The organism is Corynebacterium sp. HMSC034B08, assembly GCF_001835805.1.
GTDB classification, from domain to species: domain Bacteria; phylum Actinomycetota; class Actinomycetes; order Mycobacteriales; family Mycobacteriaceae; genus Corynebacterium; species Corynebacterium coyleae.
Window position 1 is genome coordinate 1 of record NZ_KV825925.1, and the last position, 339, is coordinate 339.

A 339-nucleotide genomic window follows, 5' to 3' on the forward strand; every position below is an offset into this window, starting at 1 on the left:
TAACCAGGCGATCGTGTGTGCTGAGGAAACAACAGGTCTCATTCACCATTCGGATCACGGATCGCAGTACGTCAGCGTGGTCTACAACGAGCGGCTTACCCAACACGGCATTACAGCTTCCACCGGAACTGTCGGTGACTCCTACGACAATGCTCTTGCTGAAAACGTCAACGGATCCTACAAGAACGAGCTGATCCATACCCGCAGGTGGAATGACGTTGTCGAGGTAGAAATCGCGACGTTCGAGTGGGTGTCATGGTGGAACGAGACAAGGCTTCACCAAAGCTTGGGATACCGAACCCCGGTCGAGGTGGAAACCGAATTTTGGAAGCAGAACCC

Annotated in this window: 1 protein-coding gene; it reads left to right on the plus strand. The window is 53.4% G+C overall.

Translation table 11 applies throughout. The features are described 5' to 3' along the window. A partial coding sequence (locus HMPREF2656_RS02865) for an integrase core domain-containing protein (protein ID WP_141760990.1) occupies nucleotides 1-339 on the plus strand: 339 nt, incomplete at both ends.